The organism is Marinomonas algae (genome assembly GCF_047525555.1).
Taxonomy (GTDB): domain Bacteria; phylum Pseudomonadota; class Gammaproteobacteria; order Pseudomonadales; family Marinomonadaceae; genus Marinomonas.
Genome location: NZ_JBLIXK010000006.1, coordinates 13,852 through 36,057 on the forward strand (window position 1 = coordinate 13,852; position 22,206 = coordinate 36,057).

General features: G+C 42.3%; 19 protein-coding genes. 8 read left to right on the plus strand and 11 right to left on the minus strand.

Translation table 11 applies throughout. The features are described from left to right. Nucleotides 1-2: 2 nt before the first annotated feature. Genes ACMUMQ_RS09800 through moaC form a run of 3 tightly spaced genes read right to left on the minus strand, consistent with a single transcriptional unit; the run spans nt 3 to nt 1,182 of the window. On the minus strand, nt 3-452 hold the full coding sequence (locus ACMUMQ_RS09800) for a molybdenum cofactor biosynthesis protein MoaE (protein WP_414681809.1): 450 nt from the start codon (nt 450-452) through the stop codon (nt 3-5). Continuing rightward, complete coding sequence (locus ACMUMQ_RS09805; protein WP_414681810.1) at nt 453-704, minus strand: MoaD/ThiS family protein; 252 nt, start codon at nt 702-704, stop codon at nt 453-455. It abuts the gene before it with no gap. Further along, the gene (moaC, locus tag ACMUMQ_RS09810) at nt 694-1,182 is read right to left on the minus strand and encodes a cyclic pyranopterin monophosphate synthase MoaC (protein WP_414681811.1); all 489 of its coding nucleotides are present in this window, start codon (nt 1,180-1,182) and stop codon (nt 694-696) included. The genes ACMUMQ_RS09805 and moaC overlap by 11 nt, the downstream gene beginning before the upstream one ends. Nucleotides 1,183-1,389: 207 nt before the next feature. On the opposite strand from moaC, the gene ACMUMQ_RS09815 reads away from it, so the two are divergent. From ACMUMQ_RS09815 to trmJ, 3 genes are read left to right on the plus strand one after another with little or no spacing between them, the layout of a single operon-like run. Then, nucleotides 1,390-3,834 (plus strand): EAL domain-containing protein, encoded by a 2,445-nt coding sequence (locus tag ACMUMQ_RS09815; protein WP_414681812.1) that lies wholly within the window; start codon nt 1,390-1,392, stop codon nt 3,832-3,834. 49 nt (nt 3,835-3,883) lie between these two features. Continuing rightward, nucleotides 3,884-5,176 (plus strand): DnaJ domain-containing protein, encoded by a 1,293-nt coding sequence (locus tag ACMUMQ_RS09820; RefSeq protein ID WP_414681813.1) that lies wholly within the window; start codon nt 3,884-3,886, stop codon nt 5,174-5,176. A gap of 40 nt (nt 5,177-5,216) precedes the next feature. Then, nucleotides 5,217-5,987, plus strand: coding sequence for a tRNA (cytosine(32)/uridine(32)-2'-O)-methyltransferase TrmJ (gene trmJ / locus ACMUMQ_RS09825; RefSeq protein ID WP_414681973.1), 771 nt, complete (start codon nt 5,217-5,219; stop codon nt 5,985-5,987). A gap of 63 nt (nt 5,988-6,050) precedes the next feature. On the opposite strand, the gene ACMUMQ_RS09830 is transcribed toward trmJ, so the two are convergent. Together ACMUMQ_RS09830 and ACMUMQ_RS09835 are read right to left on the minus strand one after the other, a co-directional pair. After that, nucleotides 6,051-6,494 (minus strand): tellurite resistance TerB family protein, encoded by a 444-nt coding sequence (locus tag ACMUMQ_RS09830; protein ID WP_414681814.1) that lies wholly within the window; start codon nt 6,492-6,494, stop codon nt 6,051-6,053. After that, nucleotides 6,494-6,958: a DUF6942 family protein gene (locus ACMUMQ_RS09835; RefSeq protein WP_414681815.1), complete on the minus strand. Its 465-nt coding sequence runs from the start codon at nt 6,956-6,958 to the stop codon at nt 6,494-6,496. The genes ACMUMQ_RS09830 and ACMUMQ_RS09835 overlap by 1 nt, the downstream gene beginning before the upstream one ends. A gap of 166 nt (nt 6,959-7,124) precedes the next feature. On the opposite strand from ACMUMQ_RS09835, the gene ACMUMQ_RS09840 reads away from it, so the two are divergent. The 4 genes from ACMUMQ_RS09840 (at nt 7,125) to ACMUMQ_RS09855 (ending at nt 10,334) form a co-directional block, all read left to right on the plus strand. Next, nucleotides 7,125-7,523: a YeeE/YedE family protein gene (locus tag ACMUMQ_RS09840; protein ID WP_414681816.1), complete on the plus strand. Its 399-nt coding sequence runs from the start codon at nt 7,125-7,127 to the stop codon at nt 7,521-7,523. Between the two features lie 19 nt (nt 7,524-7,542). After that, entirely contained in the window at nt 7,543-7,962 is a 420-nt protein-coding gene (locus ACMUMQ_RS09845; RefSeq protein WP_414681817.1) for a DUF6691 family protein, read from the plus strand. A 261-nt stretch (nt 7,963-8,223) separates the two neighbouring features. Then, nucleotides 8,224-9,390 (plus strand): type III PLP-dependent enzyme, encoded by a 1,167-nt coding sequence (locus ACMUMQ_RS09850; RefSeq protein WP_414681818.1) that lies wholly within the window; start codon nt 8,224-8,226, stop codon nt 9,388-9,390. Between the two features lie 107 nt (nt 9,391-9,497). Beyond that, a complete protein-coding gene (locus ACMUMQ_RS09855) occupies nt 9,498-10,334 on the plus strand; it encodes an MOSC domain-containing protein (RefSeq protein WP_414681819.1) in 837 nt (278 codons plus the stop codon). 106 nt (nt 10,335-10,440) lie between these two features. On the opposite strand, the gene ACMUMQ_RS09860 is transcribed toward ACMUMQ_RS09855, so the two are convergent. Further along, nucleotides 10,441-12,030 (minus strand): ABC-F family ATPase, encoded by a 1,590-nt coding sequence (locus tag ACMUMQ_RS09860; protein ID WP_414681820.1) that lies wholly within the window; start codon nt 12,028-12,030, stop codon nt 10,441-10,443. A gap of 315 nt (nt 12,031-12,345) precedes the next feature. Here ACMUMQ_RS09860 and ACMUMQ_RS09865 point away from each other — a divergent pair, with 315 nt between their 5' ends. Continuing rightward, complete coding sequence (locus ACMUMQ_RS09865) at nt 12,346-12,837, plus strand: cyclic nucleotide-binding domain-containing protein (RefSeq protein WP_414681821.1); 492 nt, start codon at nt 12,346-12,348, stop codon at nt 12,835-12,837. Between the two features lie 85 nt (nt 12,838-12,922). Here the strand turns inward: ACMUMQ_RS09865 and ACMUMQ_RS09870 are convergent, their stop codons facing one another. From ACMUMQ_RS09870 to pepN, 5 genes are all read right to left on the minus strand, one after another. Continuing rightward, nucleotides 12,923-13,276, minus strand: a complete 354-nt coding sequence (locus ACMUMQ_RS09870) for a RidA family protein (protein WP_414681822.1) — start codon at nt 13,274-13,276, stop codon at nt 12,923-12,925. 108 nt (nt 13,277-13,384) lie between these two features. Continuing rightward, the gene (gene cobO / locus ACMUMQ_RS09875; protein WP_414681823.1) at nt 13,385-13,993 is read right to left on the minus strand and encodes a cob(I)yrinic acid a,c-diamide adenosyltransferase; all 609 of its coding nucleotides are present in this window, start codon (nt 13,991-13,993) and stop codon (nt 13,385-13,387) included. 28 nt (nt 13,994-14,021) lie between these two features. Continuing rightward, nucleotides 14,022-17,756, minus strand: a complete 3,735-nt coding sequence (metH, locus tag ACMUMQ_RS09880; RefSeq protein WP_414681824.1) for a methionine synthase — start codon at nt 17,754-17,756, stop codon at nt 14,022-14,024. 199 nt (nt 17,757-17,955) lie between these two features. Beyond that, nucleotides 17,956-19,374, minus strand: coding sequence for a coiled-coil domain-containing protein (locus ACMUMQ_RS09885; protein WP_414681825.1), 1,419 nt, complete (start codon nt 19,372-19,374; stop codon nt 17,956-17,958). Nucleotides 19,375-19,571: 197 nt separating this feature from the next. Then, nucleotides 19,572-22,205 (minus strand): aminopeptidase N, encoded by a 2,634-nt coding sequence (gene pepN / locus ACMUMQ_RS09890; protein WP_414681826.1) that lies wholly within the window; start codon nt 22,203-22,205, stop codon nt 19,572-19,574. Nucleotide 22,206: the final 1 nt, after the last annotated feature.

Genomic DNA, 22,206 nt, shown 5'->3' on the forward strand with positions numbered 1-22,206 from the left:
GGTTATTTCGCCCAACGATCTAAACTTTGCTCATCTTTTACATTAGCTGAAACCCATTGTGCCTTGTCTCCTTGGGTTTCTTTCTTCCAAAAAGCCGCTCGGCTTTTTAAGTAATCCATTATGAAGTCACAAGCCTGAAACGCTTCCGCACGATGCGCCGCACTGACACCCACAAACACGATCTGATCATCAACGGATAACTTCCCGACTCGATGAACCACAGCAACATCTAATAAAGCCCAGCGAGCATTAGCTTCATCGACAATGGCTTGTAGGTTATTTTCAGTCATTCCCGGATAATGCTCTAATTCAAACGAACACGCTTCTTTCGGCAAATCTGAAAACTGTCTAACCAAGCCGACAAACATAGCTACCGCGCCTGTTTTATTGGCTTGCAACAAGTTCTTGTATAAAAGATCAACTTGAAAATCTTCTTCTTGGATTTTAATCATCTAGCCTCCCGTCACAGGTGGAAAGAATGCGACTTCCTTCACATCTACTGGGATCAAGTCCTCATCGCGCGCAAATTCGAAATCCACAGAAGACTGGATTCCCATTTCCAATATCGCATCACCTTGGTTTAATTCATTTGATAACTGCTGTTTCAACTGTCCAATAGTTATCGGCAAATCAAGCTCTGCAAGGTGCGAACTTTGACCTATTTTTTCTTTTAAAGAAGCAAAAAATACAATATTAACTTTCACTGCTATCTTTACTCCAATCGCCACTCTTTCCACCTTTTTTCTCAAGCAGAGAAACATTCTTGATTACGATACCTTTATCAACGGCTTTACACATATCGTAAAGTGTTAACGCGGCGACACTCGCCCCTGTTAACGCTTCCATCTCAACACCGGTTTTTCCAGATAAAGCACAGGTACATAAAACTTCCAACTCACAATCGCTAATCGTGTTTATCTCCACACTCACTTTAGTCAGCATTAATGGATGACACAAAGGTATAAGGTCCGACGTTTTTTTGGCAGCTTGTATTCCAGCAATGCGCGCTGTCGCCAAAACATCACCTTTTGGCAAACCACCTTCAATTACCTTTGTTAATGTAGAAGGCTGCATAGTCAAAACCGCTTGTGCAGTGGCAGTACGTTTAGTGACGCTCTTATCTGAAACATCCACCATATGCGCATGGCCTTGATGATCTAGGTGGGTCAATTTATCGCTCATAAAATTCCTAAACAAAGTACATTAATTCAAAATATCGCCTATATTTTAAGAAAGCATAGATGATTGCAAGCAAAGACTGCTACGAGCATTTGATATTTCAGTTTTCACGAGCCATTTTTAGGCTAAATTTCACAAAGGTAGACAGGGGTGATGATTAAAAATGTGATGTATTTAATTTTGCTCATGTCACAATTGTGGAGTCTAACTGTGCTCGCAAGCGATTATGTTCAGCAAAGCAACAACACATTCCCTACCTTCAAAGAAACTCAACCTGTATCCGCCAAAGACTTACTATCAATCCCATTTGATGAAGAGCTTTACACTGAATCTCAAAGCTTTTCAGACACCGCTTATTGGCACAAACTGATCTTTCCTAAAATTTCAAAAGAATCGCCAGAACAACAAATCCATTTGGGGCTAAGCTATTACATTATTAGCAAACTAGACTTTTATCTTTTCCATGGCGATGAGCTGCAAGACCATTGGATAAGAGGTTCTCAACAAACATGGAACCATAATACTGAAGGCTACAAAGGTATTTGGATTCCAATCGAACTATCACAGCAAGAAGAAACCACTGTGCTAATACGTAAACAAGGGCACTCTCCTCTTTTAACGCCTATAGAGATTTTCACCGATGAAGAGGTTACTTCACAAAAAGAGCAAAAGATGCTTTTTTGGACCATCATCATTTGCAGTTTATCTGTGCTACTTGCCCACAATATATTTGTTTTTATCTTATTTAGACAATCTGGCTATATTTACTACCTCTGTATTAATCTCTCTATTTTTGTCGCTTTATCCATCATTTCAGGCTTCGACCGTTGGATTTTCCCTGAAGAAGTAAGCCAGTGGTTAACGAGAAATCCTTTTTTTGTGTTTGGCATCGGTGCATGGGTGCTTTACAAATTCAGCTTAACCTTCTTGAGTGAAGTGAATGTTCCAAGCAAACAGTCTTTTATTTACAAGTACGGCGACGTTGGCTTTCTCTTCTTTTTAGTATTAACCCTACTGCTGCCAGAAAAGGCCTCTGCTTCCCTCTTCGCTGTTATTGAAGTTTTTATGTTCTGTAGTTGTAGCTACTGGGGAATTAAGGCTTATTCTAAAGGGTTTCTTGCAGCACGATTTTACTTATTCTCGTGGCTCGTTTTAATGATTGGCAGCTTGCTAAACACCTTAATCTTCTGGAAAGTGCTACCAATTAACATCATGACTGAATCGATATTGCCAATTTGCAACCTATTACAATTATTAGGATTTGCTTTCGCTTTCGCAGATAAAAGTAACTATTTAGAACATAAGCGCCAACTTCAAGCGATCACAGATTCGTCTACAGGCCAACCGAATCGTACTTATTACTTTGAACACCTTCCGAACGTCATTGAAAAAGCATTTCCTCTCTCACCAAACTTAGCACTCGTCATGATAGAAATAACCAGCCACCTGAAACTGAATCAGGCTTTTGGTCCTGCGCAAGCAGACATTGCCCTTGCCGATGTGGTAAATCGAATTCATAAAAAAGTTATGGTGATGGATGGCATACTGCCGTTGCCGCTGGCAAACAAAAACACCAAATACTTAATCCGCTCAACCATCAAAAACATTGTGATCATCAGCACAACACCTGACAAATTAAAAAGCCAAATTGAAAGCTTACAACAAGTACTTGATCACTCAATTGTGGTGAATAAAGTAGACTTTAGACATCATTATAAAATTGGGAGCGCCCTTTATCCGTCGCAAGGAGATGACTTAGACAAGCTTTACCAAAATGCCACCATAGCGAGCAACTCAGTGACTTACTCTTCTGGTACCTGGGCACCTTTTACAAACAAGCTAGCAAGTAACCACATCCATCAACTTAAAGTGATTACCCTTCTGACTGATGACATACAAAATGAGAAACTTTACTTTGATATTCAGCCGCAAGTTGATTTAAACAAAAACAGCATTGTTGGAGGTGAGGTTCTATTACGCTGGCATAATAAGGCGTTAGGACAAGTCTCTCCAGCAGAATTTATTCCTCTTGCCGAGCAAACAGGACTTATTTATAAATTAACGTACATGGTGATAGAAAAAGTTTTTCAGTGGGCCTCAACACATTCGATAGAACTTACAGGCCAAACTCTATCAATTAATGTATCAGCTCTCGACCTTTGGCAAGAAGACTTTGCCGCTCATGCCAGCAACCTTATAAAGAAATACAATTTGAACGCACAGCAATTCACAATAGAAGTCACAGAAACCAGTATTTTCCAAAACAACGATACTGTACTGAATAATGTTTCACAGCTACATCAAGCAGGTTTTAAATTATCCATTGATGATTTTGGCGTGGGTTATAGCTCAATGCAAAACTTGGTTTCTTTACAGACCCATGAACTAAAAATAGACCAATTCTTTGTCATGAATCTGTTGAACGATAAGCAAAAACAAACCCTCTGCCACAACATGATTAACCTCAGCAAAGAACTAGAGATTACCAGTGTGGCCGAAGGCATTGAGACTGAGAGTATATTGAAGCTTTTGCAAAACTGGAATTGCCAAATTGGCCAAGGCTATTTCCTCCATCGACCTATGTCACCGGAACACTATCTTGACCTTCTCAAAGAGGCAGATGCATCTTTGTCGCCGCCTATAAATGATGCATAATGAGTGGATTCACTCATCTTCTCATAAACATGGTTAGTATCTAAAACACATGAGCCTCATTGACGACTTTCGATTACTGGATATTCCAACCAATGCTGATGAGCAAGAAGCTAAAGCGGCTTTTAGACGTTTAGCTCGTCGCTACCATCCTGATAAGAATCCAGACACAGATACAACCGAAATGTTTCAGCGCCTACAAGCGGCTTATGAGAATGTCAGCAATGCCATTCGTCAAGGAACAAAAGTGGATGACTGGAAGCCTTTTAGCTTTAGTGAAGGCACATCTTCAAACACCAGAAAACGCTACAGCACTCACTTTACTGCAACCGACAAAGAGCAAGAAGCCTTCATAAAAGAGCGACAGCGTGCATATGAAGAAATGAAGCGTAATAACGCACATCAAGACAAAGTACGTGATGAGGCAATAAAGGCAGCACGCAACACGCTGAATGAAAAAAGGCTTAAAGCTCTTTATGAAGAAGCATTTAAAGCATCCAAAGGCTTCTCTCCTGACGGTTTCACGAATAAAACACATACTCAAACCGACATTCCACCTTATCAGTCTTTTGTAGATGACGAAGAAGACGCATTCCAACCAAATTATAGCAAGCAAGAAAAAGAACCCATCAGTCAGCCAATACGTTTAGATGCAGCCAAGGCAGCATTTCGTGCTGCGACCTATATAGCCTGCTTTGCGGCTGGTATTTATGCCACGATTTATTGGCAATCTTTTCAAGATAACGAAGTGGTAGAAGAGCAAGAAGCCACTTATATCAGTGGGCTATACCCACAGTTCAGAGTAGGAATTAACCACACTTTCAGCAGCACCAATTTGTATTCAGAACCTGATTTAGCAAGTTCAGTCCTATTAAATATCCCGAAAGACTCTAATTTACAAAGCATCAAAATGCAGGGAGATTGGCTAACTGTTCGTTTTCAAGGCGTGAGTGGCTGGGTGGAAGCAAAGAACATAGGTTATGGCAGCATAGAAAACGCAAGAGCAACAGCTTGTATCGGACAGCCAGGCGCTTCACCATCTCATGGTGAAAAGATTGGCCAAGCAGAAGGAAAAAGCCGACTTCGGATTTTAAACCAGCTCCCCCAACACAGTATGCTTACCTTCCAGTCTCACGATGGACAAAAGCCATTTTCCATCTACCTTTATGGCAAACAATCCTATGCAGCCAATTATATTCCGAGAGGCCGTTATCGATTGGTGTTAGAAACAGGTTCCCTGTATCATCACGCCTGTAATCAATTCCTCTTTAATGACACAACCAAAGTTATCTTAGACAATGTCGATTTCGCTAGCACAGAGCAATCATTAACGCTAAAGCCCTAATTCGTTTAAGAAACCATTAACCTTGAGTACTTCACAAACCATGCTAAGTAATATCCGAATCGTATTAATCAACACTTTTCACCCTGGAAATGTCGGCGCCATAGCTCGTGCCATGAAAAACATGGGGCTCACCAATTTGTATCTTGTTGATCCAAATGACTACCCATCAGAAGAAGCCACCAGCCGTGCAGCAGGTGCAGTTGATCTGCTGGAAAACGCAACGATAGTTCCAACCCTGCAAGAAGCCATTGAAGATTGTAGCTTGGTCATTGGCACAAGCGCCCGTCACAGAACCTTTCAGCTACCCATCATGAATGCCAGAGAATGTGCTGAAAGTGTGATTCCTGAAGCAGCAGAGCACAATGTCGCCATTCTTTTTGGACGAGAAACCACTGGACTTCTAAATGAAGAAATCGCTCAATGTCACCGCCAAGTCTACATTGATGCGAACGATGAATACCCAGTTCTAAATATTTCACAAGCCGTACAAATTGTCGCTTATGAGATATGGATGGCAAGTCAGAACAAAGATTTCAAAAATACAGAAACACCAGAATACCCAAGAAAGAAAGACATGGATCTTTTTTATGAGCACTTAGAAGACACGCTTTATGGAATAAACTTTGTTGTGCGTAATCACCCAGGCAAAGTATTAGATAAATTACACAGATTCTTCAACCGCTCACGTCCAGAAAAACAAGAGTTAGGCATTTTACGTGGTGTATTAGCTGCGGTTCAAAGAGAAGCTGGATTAACAGAAGCCAATAACCATCCGGAAAAAAGAGCAAAAGACGATCAAGATCAATCTTGATTAGGCAGGTCACCAACAAAAAATGCGGCTCCACATGCCGCATTTTTTATTTCTATATCAGAGCTATTCTGATTTCATTTCATTCTGAACAAACAACTTTGCCTGAATAAACTCTGAATGAGGCATGAAAAGCAACTCGCTGATTCTTCTGATTCGATGATCTTCATAAGCGTCAATATCATCATCGGCTAAAGCGACACGCCACAAAGCTTTCAACAACAACATTTTTTGCTCTAAAGTCGCCGTATCATTAATGACCTTTGTGAATTGATATAAGTCATTCGCTTCTTCAACGCCAGAACGCGCTTCTTCGTATAACAGCTCCACGTCATCACCAAGCTCACTGACTTCTCGAAGAAACTCTTTAACTTGCGCCTCTTCTTGATCATTTACTTCATGATCCGCCAACATAACTTCCATCAGCAAGGCTGCAACCGCTTTTTGATAGGTTATTTGCTCGCCTTGCTCTATAGGCATACTAAAAAGACTCTTTAACGCTTTAAACATCACTTCTCCAAAATGGTTTCACGTATTGCTTCAATTAAGATGTTAGGGAATTGGCGATAATCCAAATAAGGGCACCAAACACGGTTAAGAGTAAAAGCGGCAACATGCTTGTCTCCTACCTCTTGCGCCGAATCAAGAATAGGCAGCGCCTCTCGAAACGTATTCCCAACAATAAAAAGTACACCTTTAACGTTCGTTAGCTGATCTATTGAAAAAGCGACTCCCACTTTTTTTAGCAAATCTTTATCTCGGAACTCACGCCATTCGCCATAATTAGGCGAGGTTAACTTCGCCATTATGGTCAGAATTTTACGCCAATGGTTACCATTGAGCTCGATCAATCGATCCACATCGACCTGATGGGATAAAACAACATCGCTTTCGTTGGAAAGAATGGGCTTATTCGGTAAAAGAAAAACATACTCTGCTTCTTCTTTCGAAGCGCCTAACCATAAATCACTCATTCAATCTCCTTGATGCCTTAAGATTACAGGGTACTTCCAATATTATCAGCCATTTAATAGGTAAATACTGTGGAACTAAGCACAATCAGAAATTCTTTTTAAAATATATTAGCATTTTCTTATTTATATATTAGAATATACTTATATTTAATGACAGGAACTCAAAATGGACTCCATATTTAACCCTTTAGTTGGCGGATTACTGATTGGCTTAACCGCAACGGTGTACCTTCTCACCATAGGAAAAGTGATTGGCATCAGCAGCATACTGTCACAATTTCTCTTTAGCAAAGAGCGTTTATTACCCTTCTTATTTATAGCGGGTCTTATCATTGGCGGCAGCGCTTACGGCTTATTAACTGAGCAAACGGTTGCTTTTCCTGAAACAAGAAGCCCAATCCTACTGATCATTTCTGGATTACTCGTTGGTTATGGAACACGACTTGGTGGAGGCTGCACAAGTGGTCATGGCGTTTGCGGTATATCACGATTGTCCCCTCGCTCTATTGTCGCCACTCTTATATTTATGGCGACGGCCATTCTCACAGTCGCCATCGCGCATTAAGAAAAACTAGGAAAACATCATGAATGCAATCATTACGCTCCTCGCAGGTTTGATATTTGGTTTAGGTTTGGCCTTTTCAGAAATGACCAACCCTGCTGTTGTTATTGGCTTTTTGGATATTTTTGGCGATTGGAACCCTTCTCTCATCATTGTAATGGCCAGTGCGATCGCTGTTGGTATGTTGGGTTATTTCATCAAAAGCAAACAACTACGGCCTTTTATAGCCAGCAAATGGCAAGTTCCAACCTTGCGCCAAATCGATTCCAAGTTAATTATTGGCTCTGTTCTTTTTGGCATTGGCTGGGGGTTAAGCGGCTACTGCCCAGGTCCTGGTTTAACGGCACTTGTAAACAATTTCAATGAAGGCATATATTTTGTCGGCGCACTGATTATTGGCAGTGGCGCACATTTTTTACAGACTAAAATGTCTCAAAAATAAGGTCTAAAAAACCACGCGAAAAAAGAGACTTTAAACAGTCTCTTTTTTTTGTAAAAAAATAAAAAATTCACTTGACGTGAACTCCTCTTGACCTTAAATTTCGCCCGCGTCATTGCTGAACATAATCCGCACCGCTTCAACTGCTGCGCTAGTCGCTTAAGGCCATCACAAAGCCGGATAAGTAACAGCCATAAGTAGGACGGGAGAAGGTAAAGACGTTTACTTAAATTCGGTTTATGTTTATACAATGAGGAGTTACCTATGACTATCGACGTCAACGCTTTCTACACACCTGAACGCTTCGCTCGCTTCAAAGAATTTGCTTCAACGAAAGAAACCCCTTTTGTTGTTATCGATACAGAAATCATCGACGAAGCTTACACAGAGATCACAAAAGGCTTTCCTATTGCTGATATTTTCTATGCAATCAAAGCCAATCCAGCGCCAGAAATTCTAACGCTACTGCGCGACCGTGGTTCTAACTTCGATGTTGCTTCCCGCTACGAACTAGATAAATTGTTCGCCATTGGCGGCGTGTCTCCAGATCGTGTTAGTTATGGCAACACGATTAAGAAGGCAAATGACGTACGTTATTTCTATGAGAAAGGCGTTCGCATGTTTGCAACAGACTCTGAAGCTGACTTGCGTAACATTGCAAAAGCAGCACCAGGTTCTCGTGTGTATGTACGCATTTTAACGGAAGGCACGGTAACAGCTGACTGGCCACTTTCTCGTAAATTTGGCTGCCGTCCAGACATGGCGATGGACCTTTTGATATTGGCAAAAGAACTGGGATTGATTCCTTACGGTATCTCATTCCATGTAGGTTCACAGCAACGCGATATCGGCGCATGGGATGCTGCTATTGCTAGCGTAAAAGTGATTTTCGAGCGTTTAAAAGAAGAAGACGGCATTGAGCTTCAAATGATCAATATGGGCGGTGGTTTCCCTGCTAACTATATTGCTCGTACCAATGAGCTTTCTACTTACGCAGAAGAAATTACTCGTTTCTTGGAAGAAGATTTCGGCACAGAACTACCACGCATCATTCTAGAGCCTGGTCGTTCTTTGATTTCTAACGCTGGCGTATTGGTAAGTGAAGTCGTATTGATTTCTCGTAAGTCTCATACAGCCTTGAACCGTTGGGTATTTACAGATGTGGGCAAATTCTCCGGCTTGATCGAGACATTAGACGAGTCGATTAAATACCCAATCCACGTAGAAAAAGGTGGCGAGCTAGAGGAAGTGATTATTGCCGGTCCAACTTGTGATAGTGCTGACATAATGTACGAAAACTATAAGTACGGATTGCCTCTTAATCTAGCCATTGGTGACCGCATGTATTGGTTATCAACGGGTGCCTACACTACGACATACAGTGCTGTAGAGTTTAACGGCTTCCCTCCTTTGGCATCTTATTACTTGTAAACGCCATAAAGTTCTCAAAATCAGCCTCAGAAAGAATTTCTGGGGCTTTTTTATTGGAAAAGAGCATCGCCTAAGCAATAATATAGGCTCACTAAAAAGGAGCTTTCATGACCTACTCCCTCAGCCAGTTGATTATTTATCCAATCAAATCCATTCATGGGATTGCACTGCAAACCAGCCAAGTAAGCGAAACAGGCCTTCAAGGCGATCGTCGCTATATGCTGGTAACACCTGATGGAGATTTCATCACAGGGCGAGAACATCCAACGCTCACGCTCATTAAAGCCAAGCAACTTGATGATAATAGCTGGGTATTATCACACCCAAGCACTGATACCGAGTTAACACTCAACCAAGCCAATCTCTCAGACGACCATAAAGGTGTCGTAATCTGGGAAGAGCATCTACAAGGTCAAGTGGCGAAGTCAGAAGTGAACGCTTGGTTTAGCTCAATAGTAGACAAACCAGTAGAGCTCGTGTTCTTTGGCGATAAGTCAGAACGCTTTACTAGCCGAAAACCAGACGCACCTGTTGCCTTTGCTGATGGCTACCCTTTTCTATTAACGACACAAGCCTCTCTTGATGAATTGAATGAAACTTGTCCCGAAGACATTAAGATGGCGCAATTTCGACCAAATCTTGTGATTGAAGGAAACAAAGCCTTTGAAGAAGACAGTTGGAAGAGAATTAAAATTGGTGAAGTGGAATTTGAAAACGTCAAACCATGCGAGCGCTGCATTTTCATAACACTCAATCCGGAAACAGCAGAACGATTGAAAAAAGGCGAGCCTTTAAAAGCTTTAGGGAAGTTCCGCACACGAAAAGGACAAGGCATTCATTTTGGCATTAACCTAGTGGCGCTGAACTCTGGTGTCATCAACCTTAATGATAAAGTTGAGATATTAGAATACCAAGAATTCGAGCCTTACAGAGACAGACGCTAATCTCTCTCTTAACTTCTCACCTTTATGCAGAAGTAATAAACATAAAAAAGGAAGACGCTATGTCTTCCTTTTTTGTCATTAACAACACATGAAATAAATCAATTATTTACTGTGCATCTAACTTTGCAAGGTACTCATCATAAGTACCGTGGAAGTCCACAATACCTTCACTTGTTACTTCAACAATGCGTGTCGCAAGAGAAGATACAAACTCACGGTCATGACTGACGAAAACCAAAGTACCAGGGTAATGCTCAAGCGCCAAGTTCAAGGCTTCGATCGATTCCATATCCATGTGGTTTGTTGGCTCATCCATTACAAGTACGTTTGGCTTTTGCAGCATCAACTTACCGAACAACATGCGACCTTGCTCACCACCAGACAAAACTTTGACAGACTTTTTAATGTCATTTTGGGAGAACAACAAACGGCCAAGCGTTCCACGAATCACCTGTTCATCGTCTTCCTCTTTGCCCCACTGTCCCATCCATTCGATTAGATCGACATCTTTTTCAAATTCATGAGCGTGATCCTGAGCGTAGTAACCAATGTTGGCATTTTCAGACCACTTCACTTCGCCTTTGGTTAACTCTGTATCGCCAACCAAACATTTAAGCAAAGTCGTTTTACCGATACCATTTGGCCCGATAACCGCAATGCGCTCGCCAACCTCAACCATCATGCTCAAGTTGCTGAACAATTGCTCATCATAGGATTTCGCAACATTCTCAACTTGTACCGCCAAACGGTGAAGCTTTTTCTCTTGCTCAAAGCGAATAAAAGGACTTTGACGGCTAGAAGGTTTCACATCTTCTAGCTGGATTTTATCAATCTGTTTCGCACGAGAAGTGGCTTGTTTAGATTTTGAAGCGTTAGCAGAGAAACGACTTACGAAGGCTTTCAGTTCATTAATTTGCGCTTTCTTCTTAGCGTTATCCGCCAATAGTCGTTCACGAGACTGAGTGGCCGCTGTCATGTACTCATCATAGTTACCAGAGAACAAACGCAACTCACCGTAGTCCAAATCGGCCATGTTCGTACAAACAGAGTTCAAGAAGTGACGGTCGTGGGAAATGATGATCATGGTGCAGTTACGCTCAACCAAAACCCCTTCCAACCAACGAATTGTGTTGATGTCCAAGTTGTTGGTTGGCTCGTCAAGAAGCAATATATCAGGATCAGAGAACAATGCCTGTGCTAACAAGACACGCAATTTAAGACCTGGAGCGACTTCGCTCATCAGACCGTAATGCTGTTCAGTTGGAATCCCAACACCTAGTAATAATTCTCCTGCACGAGAGTCTGCTGTATAGCCGTCCATCTCAGCAAATTCCGCTTCCAAATCCCCTGCGCGCAAGCCATCTTCTTCCGTCATTTCAGGGTTAGCGTAAATCGCGTCCTTTTCTGACTTAATTGCCCAAAGCTCAGTGTGCCCCATGATAACGGTATCGATAACAGAATATTCTTCGTAAGCGAATTGATCCTGTTTCAATTTACCAAGGCGCTCATTTGGGTCTTTTGACACATTCCCTGAACTTGGCTCTAAATCGCCACCAAGAATTTTCATGAAAGTGGATTTACCACATCCATTGGCACCGATAAGACCGTATCGCTTACCTTCACCAAATTTAACAGAGACATTTTCAAAAAGAGGTTTTGCACCAAATTGCATGGTGATGTTAGCGGTCGTTAACAAAGTATTCTTCCAATGATCATTAAGTAAATGTTTGCACTCCCAAGGGCTTAAATTAGAAACCTAAGCAAACCAGTATGAGGGCAGCGTTTATGTGGCGCATTATCGCACAGTTTGACCTCACTCTTTAAGGGAGCAATGAACTTATTCCATAAAAAACTAACAAAGAAAGAAGGATTAACAAGAGTGACGGCCTTCGTGAATAACAAAAGAAAGCAATTTAGGCGGTTTAGAAATACCAATAAGGGCCGATGACTTAATTAAGGAAGGCGCGAAATCAGTCTAAGCCGAAAACCTATTTTGGTGGAGAACATAGCAATGAAAACTCTTTCAGTAGAAGAAGCCCAGTTCGACTTATCCATTTCTCGATTAAAAGAAGGGTCTATCTTTGGTGCTTTATCAGAACCCGCTATCCAATATTTACTTGATGAAGGTATTTTAAAACACGCATACAAGGACGACGAAATTTTTAGCCACGGCAGCAAAGGCGGCAACTTCAATATCGTTCTACATGGCAGCTTGGCGTTTTACAAACATCACAACAACAAAAGCACTCTGACACGCACCATTCATTTTGGTGAAGTCATTGGCTTTGTTTCGATGATCGCATTACATGACCATGTTGGCAGCCTTTATGCTCAAGAAGAAAGCCTGTTGTTAGAGATTTCTAGCAATCTATTCAGCGACTTCCACGATAACTTTCCATTTGATTTCGGTATTTTATTGATGAACCTGTCCAGAGACATGGCTCGAACTATTCGAACCTTAAGCAATGCACTGGTAGAAAATAATGTCATTATTAAGAGATGAGCTTAGGCAAAAAAAATGAGCAAGCACCAATAAAAGCACTTACTCATTTTACTATTCTCATTCGAGCTGCTTTCGTAGATGAAAGCTACTTTTCTGCAGCAACAACAGACACTTCAACAAGCAACTCTGGTCTTGCCATACGAGCTTCTACACAAGCGCGAGCAGGTGCAAAACCTTCAGGAACCCAAGCATCCCAAACGGCATTCATCGCAGCAAAGTCTTTCATGTCACGAATATAAACAGTCGCAGATAAAATGTACTCTTTACTAGAACCCGCTTGTTCCAATAAAGCTTCCACTTTATCCAACATAGTTTGAGTTTGTTCAGCAATGCCAGTATTAGCATCCGCACCTACTTGGCCACACAGATACACTGTACCGTTATGCTTCACAATACGACTCATTCGCTGACCAACTTCCATGCGCTCAATAGTTGCCATAAAAACCTCTGTACAATCGATTAAAAACAAAGCCAAATAATATCAGCACAAGAGAAAACTATTCCACTATAAAAACAAAGATAAACCGAAGATAAAACCAGAAAAAAACTAAAATTCCAGACCTTTCTGAGCCTTAATTCCTCGTTTAAAGGCATGTTTCACTTCTTTTATTTCACTCACTGTGTCTGCAAGCTCGACCAAAGCATCCGACGCGCCACGGCCAGTAACAACCAAGTGCTGGCTTTCAGGTCGATTCATCAACGCTTGCAAAACAGGGTCTTCATCAAGATATTCATAATGCAATAAATAAGTCAGTTCATCTAACACAACTAGGTCAATGCTAGGGTCTAAGAGCATAGCAGCAGCTTTTTCCCACGCCTGTTGCGAAGACGCTATGTCAGACTCTCTGTTCTGCGTTTCCCAAGTAAAACCAGCTGACATAATTTCCCATTGAATACCGTCTTGCTTCTTAAAGAAGTCTATCTCGCCGGTATTCCATTCGCCCTTCAAAAACTGCACAACACCAATTTTCATGCCATGCCCTAAAGCACGAGCAACCATACCCAACGCGGAGCTAGATTTACCTTTGCCATTGCCAGTTAAAAGGACAAAGGTGCCTTTGTCTTCTTGAGCTTTTGCAATGCGCTTGTCTACGTGAGACTTTATTTTCTGCATCCGTTCTTTATGGCGCTCTGGATCTTTAATCGCTTTTGACATAATAAATTCTTCTAAATGAAACGTGCCGTTAAATTCGATCGTCTTCTGGGTCGTAACCTAGATTTGGTGCTAACCAACGTTCTGCATCGTCTTTGCTCATGCCTTTACGTTCAGCGTAATCATCAACTTGATCTGGACCAATTTTGCCGACACCAAAGTAAGTCGCTTCAGGGTTGGCGAAATACCAACCACTCACAGCGGCCGTTGGTAACATGGCGTAGCTTTCCGTAATATCCATATCAATATTCTTTTTCACATCAAGAAGCGTCCAAAGTTTGGCTTTCTCAGTGTGATCAGGACAAGCAGGATAACCAGGCGCCGGACGAATACCTTGGTATTTTTCTTTAATCAGCTGCTCGTTGGTTAAATCTTCATCCTTAGCGTATCCCCAAATTTCCTTACGAACTTTCTCGTGCAAGTACTCAGCCGTCGCTTCAGCAAGTCGGTCAGCTACCGCCTTGATCATAATAGAGTTGTAGTCATCATGATCTGCTTCGTATTTCGCGACCAATGGATCGATACCAAAGCCCGCAGCACAAGCAAATGCGCCCATATAATCTGGTACACCACTGTCTTTCGGAGCCACAAAATCCGCTAAACTGTGGTTGTATTTACCGGGTGCAGTCAGCTCATTTTGAATACGAAGGAAAGACAATCGTTCGATCACTTCTGTACGAGATTCATCCGCATACAGTTCAATATCATCATGATTTACTTGGTTCGCAGGGAAAATCCCAACCACTGCTCGTGCTTGCAAACACTTCGTCGCAATCACTTCGTCTAGCATTGCCAATGCATCGTTAAACACACGAGTCGCTTCAACACCAACAACCTCATCCGTCAGAATTCTTGGATAAGCGCCCGCCAACTCCCAAGTTTGGAAGAAAGGTGTCCAGTCGATGTAGTTTTTAACCACTTCAAAATCAATCTCATTTTCAGTAATAACGGTCACACCCGTTTTCTTCGGTGTGGTTATGCCTGTAGTAAAATCGATCGGAGCTTTATTCAATCTTGCTTTATCTAAAGAAACACGACGACCCGCTTTCGCTCTGTCTTTGTGACGAATACGAGTTTTTTCATAGTCCGCTTTAACCTCATCCACGAACTTCTGACGACGCTCAGAATCTTTGCTTAATAAAGCACTTGCCACACCCACACTTCGAGATGCATTCGTCACATGAACCACTTGGTTACGCTTATAGTTTTGCTCAACTTTTACTGCTGTGTGTGCTTTTGATGTTGTCGCACCACCGATCATGACAGGAATATCAAAGCCTTGGCGTTCCATTTCTTTGGCAACATGAACCATTTCATCCAAAGACGGTGTAATCAAGCCAGATAAACCAATGATATCTGCACCTTCTTCCTTCGCTGTACGAAGTATTTTTTCAGCAGGAACCATGACACCTAGGTCAATTACTTCAAAGTTATTACATTGCAGAACAACGCCCACAATGTTTTTACCAATGTCATGCACATCGCCTTTCACAGTTGCCATGATGATCTTGCCATTACTCGAAGAAGCCGTATCCAAATTACGGGCTTTTTCTTCTTCGATGAAAGGCATCAAATAGGCGACGGCTTTTTTCATCACTCGGGCAGATTTCACCACTTGAGGAAGAAACATTTTACCTGAGCCGAACAAATCGCCCACGATTCCCATTCCATCCATCAAAGGGCCTTCAATCACTTCTAATGGACGATCATAAGCAAGTCGAGCTTCTTCCGTATCTTCATCAATAAACTCTGTGATGCCCTTCACCAAAGCATGACTTAAACGTTCTGATACAGGCAAACCACGCCATTCTTGCGTTTCTTTTTCAGCCACTTCACCTGTGCCAGCAAATTCTGCCGCCATGCCAAGTAGGTTGTCAGTTGCGTCTGGTGTACGGTTTAAAACAGCGTCTTCTACGGCATCACGAAGTTTGGTCGGAATGTCTTCATACAAAGCCAATTGCCCTGCATTCACAATCCCCATTGTCATGCCTTGCTTAATGGCGTGATACAAAAACACAGCATGAATCGCTTCACGAACAGGATTATTACCACGGAATGAGAAAGATACGTTTGACACACCACCAGACACTTTTGCGTAAGGCAACTCACGAGTGATATCACCTGTTGCTTCAATGAAGTCCAACGCGTAACGGTTGTGCTCTTCAATACCTGTGGCGATAGCAAAAATATTTGGGTCAAAAATAATGTCTTCTGGTGGAAAGCCAACTTCATCAACCAAGATATGGTAAGAACGGCGACAAATTTCAATTTTACGTTCACGAGTATCCGCCTGACCAACTTCGTCAAACGCCATCACGATCACAGCAGCACCGTATTTCATAAGCGTACGAGCTTGCTCTCGAAACTTGTCTTCGCCCTCTTTCATACTGATCGAGTTCACAACGCCTTTACCTTGAACCCACTTCAAACCTGCCTCAAGGATTTCCCATTTAGACGAGTCCAACATGATTGGTACACGGGAAATATCAGGTTCAGAAGCAATCAGTTTTAAGAAACGCTCCATCGCCGCTTGGGAATCCAACATGCCTTCATCCATGTTGATATCGATAATCTGCGCACCGTTTTCAACTTGCTGGCGAGCCACATCAAGCGCTGTATCAAAATCGCCCTCTTTAATGAGGCGTTTAAACATGGCAGAACCTGTCACGTTGGTACGTTCACCCACGTTCACAAACAAGCTGTTTCCATTAATGTTAAATGGCTCAAGACCCGACAAGCGGCAAGCTTTTTCAATTTCAGGGATAACACGAGGTGTCGAGTCTTCAAACGCGTTAGCAAAAGTCTGAATGTGTTCTGGTGTCGTACCACAGCAACCACCAATGATGTTCAAAAAGCCAGAGCTGACCCAGCCCTGAATTTCTTCAAGCATTTCTTCAGGTGACTCGTCATATTCACCAAACGCATTGGGTAAACCCGCATTTGGGTGAGCCGAAACATGAACATCAGCAATGCGTGAAATCTCTTCTACGTACTGACGTAATTCTTTTGGCCCTAACGCACAGTTTAAGCCAACAGATAAAGGTTTAGCATGAGCAATGGAATTCCAAAAAGCTTCCGTCGTTTGACCGGATAAAGTACGACCAGAAGCGTCGGTAATGGTGCCGGAAATCATGATTGGGTAACGCACACCGCTCTTTTCGAAATAATCCAACACAGCATAAATCGCCGCCTTGGCATTCAAGGTGTCGAAAATAGTCTCAATCAAAATAAGATCAACACCGCCTTTGATCAAACCATCAACAGCGGTTGTGTAAGCGTCAACTAGCTCATCAAAATGAATGTTACGAAAACCAGGGTCATTTACATCTGGCGATATGGTACAAGTACGGCTGGTTGGTCCAACTGCTCCGGCAACAAAGCGAGGCTTGTTTGGGTTCTGTTTGGTAAATTCGTCGGCCGCTTCACGAGCCAAACGAGCAGACTCAAAGTTCAACTCGTAACTCAATTCTTCCATGTGATAATCCAGCATGGAGATATAATTGGCATTAAAGGTGTTGGTTTCGATAATGTCTGCGCCAGCTTCAAGGTAGCTAGCATGAATACTTTTGATAATTTGAGGCTGAGTCAGAGACAATAAATCGTTGTTGCCTTTTAAATCACTTTCCCAATCTGAAAAACGCTCGCCACGGTAATCTTGCTCTTCTAATTTGTACGCTTGAATCATGGTGCCCATAGCACCATCAAGGATCAATACATTTTCAGCTAAGCGTTTTTCAATAATAGAATACGAACCAGACTTCACCACAACCACTACCTCAAAAAAGAATATGCGAGTGTACTATACCGAAAAGCAATCAATTTGACGTTGAAAAAAAGTAATGTGGAATTGAATGATCCGAGAGATGAAGCAAGCTTGCCGTGACATCTGTTAAAGGCGTCATGGCAGAAGCTTGCTTGTTGGAAAAGAATGGAACAAAACAGGTTCTAAATTAAGCCGAAAAATCTTAAAGCGTGTTTTTCTTTCTGTTATTCAAACGCCCTACAACAAAACCGCCCAATAAACCGAGTAAAATCGCGCCAGCCCAATAGCCGTATTTTTCAAACAAGTTGGTGTTGATCAAGGATAAGGTCTCACTGCCTCGATACACTTGTCTCATAACGATTTGGTTTTGAAAGTTAATTTGTTGATTCACAATAAGGTTTAGCTGTGCGCTGGGTTTCTCATTTAAGCCTGAAACGCGCCAGCGCCATTGCAATGCGCCAGACTGAATAGCCGCGCTGGTCACTGGCTCACTAATCATTTGAATCGCGCTATCGGTAACCAGTTCCGCAAGGTAGGTTTGCCCAGATAACGAAGGTTGCGCCCGTGCTGTCACGATAATTTCAAAGGTATCATGCAATGCCATTTCATTCGGAAGCTGCCAACGCACATCCAGCAAGCGAGTGCTCATTTGCTCTTGCAATCCGTCCATGGCAGCAGCCATTAAAATTCCGCTGTTTTCTTGGGCATTTAAAGCCTCTCTCAAATTATTCAACCTTTCAAGCAACGGATTTGGCGCAGACTGACTTGCTGACAAAGCATTTTCAGCGGCATTAATTTGGTCAGTCAAAAGCGCGTTTCTTTGTTGAGCCTCAGCTAGCTTTTCATCCAAATCTTGCCAGCGAGATTCATAGTCTTGGTTCTCGTTCAAAGCTGATTTTAACAATGAAATCTCGCTTTGATATTCTGCGATGGCGGTTTTTTGCTCTTCTATTTGAGCTTGTAACTTGGCAATTTCAAGATCTTTATCGACCGTATCTTGGATGACAGGTTGTTCTACTTCTTCAACAGTAGAAATTGAGTCATTCAATGTCTGATATTGGCTTAGCAAGCTTTGGTGTTGTGCACGCAATTCCGCTAACGACTCACCTAATGCTTGGTTTTCTTGTTTCAACTCTTCCAGTTGCACTCGAACACTTTTATTTTCTTGCTCCAATTGGTTGTTTTTTTCCTCAAGAGCACGGTTTTCATTTTCCAGTTCATTAATGCGATATTTCAATAAATCGTTGTCTAGATTCAAGGCTGAAAACTGTATTTCCAGCTCTTCTCTTGATTGTTTTTGTGCTTCTAGCTCCCGCAAAGTATCTGCGTTAGAAGACGACGCTTGTAAGGCAGCGATGGTGGCGTCTTTTTCGTCTAAGGATTGGTTCAGGCTTGCAAGTCGAGTTTGATTGTCGGCGATCCGTTGCTGTAAAGATTTGATCAAAGCATCATTCTGGTTTTGTAACGCAATAGAAGACTCAGGGGGTTCCTCTACTACTTCGGTATTTTGCTTTGGTTCAGTAAGAACAGCGGATTGGGTATTTTGTTGAGACGAGGTACTGCACGCTGACACCAGAAGACTCAACGCAAATGGAACTAAACTCTTTGTATTTATTTTCATTTCTCGCTCCTGAAACAACTCAAGGTCGACGATAAGTTACCTTCTCTTATGCCAGACTTGCCTTTTAATTGCAAAGAAACAGTAAAGACTATTACGCAAGAAAGCACCACCAAAACATAAAAAAAGCCCTCAAGAAAACACTTGAAGGCCTTGTATATCACTCAATTAAAACGGTCTAATCGATGGTTTGCCGGACGCTAAGCGAGACACTTAGAAATCACTTCATAAACATCTTTCGACAAATCTTCTGCCAAAATTCGTTCAAGCTCTGCTTTCATTTTCTTACTCAACTCAGGCTGCATTTTTTTCCAGCGGGTAAGAGGCGTGCAAAGGCGAGAAGCAATCTGTGGGTTGCGTTTATTAAGCAAGATGATTTGATCCGCCAAGAAGCGATAGCCACTGCCATCTTCCTTATGGAAAGCCGCCATATTTTGACCAAACCCACCGAGCACTGAACGCACTTTATTTGGGTTTTTAAGGTCAAACGCAGGATGCTCCATCAGCCCTTTCACTCTAACTAAAGCATCATCACTTTCTTGTCCTGCACTCAACATTAACCATTTGTTTACAACCAAAGGTTCGTTTTTCCATTGATCGTAGAAAGCCGCCAACATGTCCGCGGCTTTTTCATGCTGAGAATGTACTGCAATCGATAAGGCAGAGAATTGATCTGTCATATTATTTGCCGACTCAAATTGCTGGACAACCGATTGCTGAGCCGCTGCCGAGTCAGTTTCAACCCAATAAGACAAAGCAAGGTTCTTTAATGAACGACGTGCGATGTCTTCTGCATTCGCCTGATAAGCGCCTTGGCTTTGGTTGTTGGTATAAAGGCTTTCAAACTCACCAGACAAAGCGTTCGCAAGCTGAGTTTTCAAATAATGTCGCGCTTGTTTTATCGCTGCTGGATAAATTGGATTAGCCAACTCAGACAAATAAGCTTGGCTTGGCAAGGTTAAAATCAAAGCCACCATTGCAGGATCTAAGCTGCTGTCACCAATCAAAGCTTTAAAACCATCAATCAGCTGAGACTCAATCGACAAGGTTTCCCCAGCGATAGCTTGCTCAATAAGCGCTTGAAGCTCATTCACTGCTAACTGCTGCGCGGAGCTCCAACGATTAAAGCCATCCGAATCCGATGACATTAACAACAATAAGTCGGCTGGCGTGTAGTCATAATGCAGTTTCACTGGTGCCGAGAAACCTCTTAATAAAGAAGGCACCGGGCGAGCAGTTAACCCAGAAAACTCGAACACTTGCTCTGATGACGTCAAATGCAAAACATGATCATCGGCTGTGGCTCCATCCAAGGTCGCCGATAGTTCATTACCGTTCTGATCAAGCAAACCAACACGAACAGGAATGTGCAGCGCTAACTTTGTTGGTTGATTAGGCGTAACCGGCGTTTCTTGTTTCATTGTCAAACGGTAGGTTCCAGACGCTGCATCAAACTCATCTGTCACTGTAACCACTGGCGTACCGGCTTGAGAGTACCAGCGTTTGAATTGCGTCAAATCAACACTTGAAGCATCTTGCATCGCGGCAACAAAATCATCGCAAGTCACGGCTTGACCATCGTGTCGCTCGAAATACAAATCTGAACCAGCTCGGAATTTTTCAGCGCCTAGTAAGGTGTGAATCATGCGAACAATTTCCGCGCCTTTTTCATACACGGTTAGTGTGTAAAAGTTGGAAATCTCAATAAAAGAAGCCGGACGCACAGGATGCGCCATTGGACCTGCGTCTTCAGCAAACTGAGCGGTTCTTAAGAAAGAAACATCTTCAACGCGCTTCACTGTCTCTGAGTGCATATCTGCCGAGAAAGTTTGATCACGGAAAACCGTAAAACCTTCTTTTAAACTCAGCTGAAACCAATCGCGACAAGTAACACGATTACCAGACCAGTTATGGAAATATTCATGGGCAACGATGGCTTCCACGCGCAAGTATGAATCGTCTGTTGTGGTTTCTGGGCTAGCAAGCAAACAAGAGGAGTTAAAGATATTTAACCCTTTGTTTTCCATCGCGCCCATATTGAAGTCATCAACCGCAACGATCATAAAAATGTCTAAGTCATATTCTCGACCGTAGGCTTCTTCATCCCAACGCATAGAACGCTTAAGCGCTTCCATCGCGTAATCTACTTTGTCGATATTGTGGGTTTCTGTGAATATTTGCAGTTTTACATCCCGCTTACTCTGCGTTGTAAAAATGTCATTTTTAACGGCAAGATCACCAGCAACCAAAGCGAACAAGTAAGCCGGTTTTGGGAAAGGGTCATGCCAAACAACAAAGGTTTTCCCCTCTTCCGTTTTACCACGCTCAATCTCATTACCATTAGACAGCATTACTGGATAACGCTCTGCGTCTGCAATGATAGTCGTGGTGAAGACAGACATAACATCAGGGCGATCTAGGTAATAAGTAATATGACGGAAACCTTCCGCTTCACATTGCGTGCAGAACATAGAAGAAGAACGATAAAGCCCTTCTAAACTGGTGTTATTTTGTGGCTCAATCAAGGTTTCGCAGGTTAGAACAAATTCGTCCGCTGTTGCCGTAATAATCAGCTTATTTTCGCTGATTCGATACTCTTCAGGAGGCAATGCATAATCATCCATCGCCAGACCAATCAGCTTAACACCTTCTCCACCGTCGAGAGTCAAAGGGACTGTGGATTTACCGTAAGCTGGATTGCGTCGCATGTGCAAACGTGACGTAACTATCGTCACTGCTTCGTCTAGATCGAAAGTCAGCTCAGTTTTATCAATCAGAAAAGGAGGAACTTTGTAATCTTTCAAATATATCGTTGAAGGTTGACTCTCTTTCATC